General features: G+C 73.5%; 3 protein-coding genes. All 3 read right to left on the bottom strand.

Annotated elements, in window-relative coordinates; all coding sequences use genetic code 11:
- Nucleotides 1-69 precede the first annotated feature (69 nt).
- Nucleotides 70-1,515: an FHA domain-containing protein gene (locus AOK11_RS38675; RefSeq protein ID WP_063793525.1), complete on the bottom strand. Its 1,446-nt coding sequence runs from the start codon at nucleotides 1,513-1,515 to the stop codon at nucleotides 70-72.
- An 81-nt stretch (nucleotides 1,516-1,596) separates the two neighbouring features.
- Nucleotides 1,597-2,967: a vWA domain-containing protein gene (locus tag AOK11_RS26530; RefSeq protein ID WP_055596244.1), complete on the bottom strand. Its 1,371-nt coding sequence runs from the start codon at nucleotides 2,965-2,967 to the stop codon at nucleotides 1,597-1,599.
- A 154-nt stretch (nucleotides 2,968-3,121) separates the two neighbouring features.
- On the bottom strand, nucleotides 3,122-4,037 hold a 916-nt coding region (locus tag AOK11_RS26525; protein WP_420903016.1), incomplete at its 5' end, for a PP2C family protein-serine/threonine phosphatase.

Below are 4,037 nucleotides of genomic sequence, written 5' to 3'. Positions count from 1 at the left end.
CCCTGAACCCTGAACCCTGAAGCCTGGACCCCGAGCCCTGGGCGTGTCTCCGGACGGGGCGTCCCCGGCTCAGCCGCGGTGGATGGTGATCGTCGTCCAGGCGCCCACGTGGACCCGGTCGCCGTCCTGGAGCGGGACCGGGACGAACGGCTGAATCGGTTCCTCCGAACCGTTGACCGTCGTGCCGTTCGTCGAGTTCTGGTCGACGACCGCCCAGCTGCCGTCCGGCTGCTGCACCAGCACCGCGTGCTGGTGCGAGACACCCGGGTCCTCCGGCGGCGTCGACAGGTCGATGTCGGGGGTGTCACCGGTGGAGTGGCGCCGACGGCCGATCGTGAGCTGGTTGCCGGTCAGGGTGCGCTGCTGCTCGGGCGAGTACGCGGGCAGGTTCAGGCCCGTGGCCTCGGGACCGGAGCGGTGCATCATCGCCATGAAGTAATCGCGGTCCGGACCGATCGTCGCGGTCCAGGTCACCGGGCCCTGGGGCTGCTGCGGGAAGCCCCCGGGACCGGACGGCGCCTGGGTCGCACCGGGCTGCGGGTAGCCGTAACCACCGTGCCGGCCCTGTCCGTGCTGCCCCTGCCCGTGCTGACCGGGGCCGTTCGGGCCGCCCTGGCCGCCACCGGGACCGCCGGCCGGCGGGGGGATGACCCAGTCGTCCTCGCCGCCGAAGGCGGGACCGCCCTGCTGCGGGGACCGGCCGGTCTCCTGCGGGAATCCGGGCGGGGCCAGCGGACCGGAACGGTACGCCTGCGGGCCACCGGGACCGTTCGGACCACCAGGACCGTTCGGGCCTCCGGGCCCACCGGGGCCGTTCGGACCGGCGGGACCTCCGTAGCCGCCCTGGCCACCCGGACCACCCTGTCCGCCGTGCGGACCGGGTCCACCGGGCCCACCGGGACCGTTCGGCCCACCGGGGCCACCGGGGCCACCGGGACCTCCGTATCCGCCCGGGCCGGGCGGCGGCGGTACCGGGCGTGAGGGGTCGCCGCCGAAGCCGGGCGGGCCCGGCGGGATCGGCTCGGCCGGCCGGTTCACCTGGGACGGACGGGAGCCCTGGTAGTCGTAGGAGTCACCGCCGTTGCCACCGCCGTACGTCGGGCCGGGCGGGGGCTGCTGCTGGTACCCGCCGTGACCACCCTGGCCGCCGGGTCCGGGGCCGGGGCCACCGGGTCCGGGTCCGCCCGGGCCGGGGCCGGCGGGGCGCGGGGCTGCCGGGGTGTACGAGGTCGCCGTGTTCGTCAGGAAGTTCCACCGGCACTCCTCGCAGAACGGCGCGGCACCCTCACGGGGCGTGCGGCACTGCGGACACAGCTCCGCTCTGCCACCGGGACCGCCGGGGCCCCCGTATCCGCCCGGGCCGCCGGGACCGCCCTGGCCGCCCGGGGGCGGGAATCCGTAGCCGCCGGGCGGCGGGGGAGGAGGGGGCGGCGGCACGGACCCCGCCATGCGGTGGCCGCACACCTCGCACCAGTCGTCGGAACCCGACTGGTGTCCGTTCGGGCAGGTCGGCATGTCGGCGCTTCCTCCTCTCCTTGTCCGGTCGCTTCCGACCGAAGTTCTCCGGCCCGTGGGCCGGGCTCGTTCAACTCGCGTTCACTTCTTTACACGAACAGTCTTGGTGGACCGGGTTTCGAGTGTCATCTCGTCGGCCTCCTCGACCCTCGCTTTCAGTCGCACAGTACCGGTCGCGGCGTCGACCACGTCCACCACCTTCGCAAGCAGTTTCGCAGTATCGGCGTTGCCGGAGACACTCGCGAGCTGGACGGCCCGGCCCAGTTTGGACGTTGCTCCGTCGAAATCGCCCGCTTTACGCAAATCAAGGCCCTGTTGGATGACTTGGGCCAGTTCGGCCTGCCCGGTGTAATGGGCGACTTGGGGGTTGATGGACGTCGAAGCGGCCATGTCGTCCGTCCACACGGCTCGCACCAGACCCTGCGCGCCGAGCTTCTGGACCCCCTCCGGACCGCTTCCGGCGGAGGCGCCGGCGGGCTGCGGGATGATCAGCGAGAGCCGGGCGGCGAGCATCTCCCGCCCCACGTCCGCGGCCGGGACCTCGACGCAGACGTGGTAATCACGGGACTCGTCGCCCCAGGAGCCCAGCGGATAGTCGCCCGCGCGGGGGCCGGCCTCGGTGCGCCGCCCGGTCAGCTCCTCGACCGTCGGCGCGACCTGTTTGACGAATTTCACACGCGCGCCCAGCGGGGTCCACAGCCGCAGGGCGACGTCCGCGACCTCCTTGCCCATCGCCGTCTCCATCATCCGCGTGAAGTCGTCGGCGAGTCCGGCCGGATCGGCGACGATGTCGGCGCTGCCGAGGAGGTCGGAGGCGATCGCTGTGACTTCTTTCACTTCCCAATCGGTGCCCACACCGCGGGCGTCGCAGGTGAACCGTCCGGCGCACGCCTCCAGGGCCGCCTTCAGGTCCTCGGGCGTCTCGTGCTCGTTGCGCCCGTCGGTGAGCAGGATGCCGTGCCGGATCGCCACGTCCGCCGACGCCAGCAGCCGGTCGGCCAGCTTGAGCCAGGTGCCGATGGCGGTGCCCCCGCCCGCGCTCAGCGTGCGCAGCGACCGCTTGGCCTGCTCGCGGGTGGCGGCGTCGGCGACCGCGAGCCGCCCGGCACCGGGGTAGACCTCCTTGGCGACGTGCGTGCCGCCGACCACCGCGAAGTGCACGCCGTCGCGCAGGGCGTCGATCGCGGCGGCCGTGGCGTCGCGGGCGTTGCGCATCTTCGTCGGCGGATAGTCCATCGAGCCGGAGCAGTCGACCATGAGCACCACGGCCGCCGACGGACCCTCACCGGGCGCGTAGAGGTGGGGTGCCGCCACCGCGCTGCCGATGGTGCCGCCGCCGGTCGCGGTCACCGTGACGATGGCGTTGACCTCGCGGCCGCCCTCCGGCAGGTACTCGTTCTGGTACACGTCCACCGAGAACTGCGGCACGTTCGACTTCGCGAAATTGGCCATGCCTGCTTCTCTCCCCCTGGAGAACCCCGACGAACGGGGCGACGACAAAAGGCGGACCGGTCCCCTCCGGTTCGCCGGTGCTTGTCCGCAGCGCTCCTGCGGTTCCCTGCGGCTTCCCTGTACTTTCCCCGTCAAGGGCTTGCCGTACGCGGCCTCAGGCCGATCCTGCCCCCTGCGGCACGGCCGGGAACGGGACGAGGGCCACTGTTACGTTGTCGTGGCCCCCGCCGTCGAGGGCGTGTCCGACCAGGACCCGCGCACCGTGCAGCGGGCGGACGGCGGCATCGGCGGGGAGGGTCCGGGCCATCTCCTCGGCCGACTCCGCGTAGTTCCACAGCCCGTCCGTGCAGACCACGACCACTCCCGGCCGGTCCGGCTTGAACGCCGCGGTGTGCGGATCGAGTTCGTACGCGTCGGCGCCGAGCCAGCCGGTGATCGCGTGGGCACGCTGGTCGGCGTACGCCTCGGCCTCGCCCATCAGGCCCGCGGTGACCATCTGCGCGGCCCAGGAGTCGTCCTCGGTGAGCCGGGCCGGGGGAGCGGCGCGGTCCACCGGGACCCAGTACACGCGGCTGTCGCCGACCCAGCCGACGACCAGCAGACCGTCCGTCACCACGGCGCCGACGAAGGTGCAGGCCGGGGAGTTCTGGTGCGGGGCGCGCTCCCGCTCCGTCTCGGGCTCGTCGGCCAGCGCGTTGACCGCGTCCGACGCGGCGATGATCGCCTCGTGCATCGCCTGCTGCGGGTGCGTGCCGCGCGGCAGGGCCGCGAGCAGCGACGCGCTCGCCGCCCGGGACGCGGCCAGCGAGGCCTCGTCGGGCCGGGTCGCGGAGGAGACGCCGTCGCAGACGATCGCGACGGAGACGGGGGAGCCGTCGGGCAGCGTGGTGGTGCCGATGCCGAAGGCGTCCTCGTTGCGGTGGTGGCGCAGGCCGCGGTCGCTGACCGCGGCCAGCGGGCCGCATTCCTGTTCCATGTGGTCCCGTTCGCGTGGCTGGGCGTGGCCTGTCGTGCGGGCAGGGTGGACGACGACGGCTACTGCGAGAACTGCGGCCACGCCCAGCCACGCG

The organism is Streptomyces hirsutus (assembly GCF_001418415.1).
Classification (GTDB): domain Bacteria; phylum Actinomycetota; class Actinomycetes; order Streptomycetales; family Streptomycetaceae; genus Streptomyces; species Streptomyces hirsutus.
The sequence above is the reverse complement of the archived record's forward strand: the minus strand, read 5'-3'. Positions and strand labels throughout refer to the sequence as shown.